Consider the following 213-nt stretch of genomic DNA (forward strand, 5'->3'; position numbering starts at 1 on the left):
CTCGAATAATCGTTTTCCAAATAACGCTTTTTGTTCATCAGCTCCTCGCTGATTTGTACCATAAGATCCATCCCAAAAATCGCTACTAATTTGCCCCTTGTTTAATGAGTCTTTTAAATATATTTTCCCATATGGTATTTTCTTCCCATTTTTAGGCCAATGAATTCTATTTTGCTTTTCTAGTTCTTTATATTCCCCATTGCTAATCATCCA

The 213-nt window shown here is 33.8% G+C and carries 1 pseudogene; it reads right to left on the reverse strand.

Features of this window, described 5'->3' with window-relative positions:
* A pseudogene (locus IV55_RS10610) lies at window positions 1-213 on the reverse strand (site-specific DNA-methyltransferase); the annotation flags it as partial.

Origin of the sequence: Furfurilactobacillus siliginis (genome assembly GCF_001437435.1) — a bacterium.
In the GTDB taxonomy this organism is placed as follows: domain Bacteria; phylum Bacillota; class Bacilli; order Lactobacillales; family Lactobacillaceae; genus Furfurilactobacillus; species Furfurilactobacillus siliginis.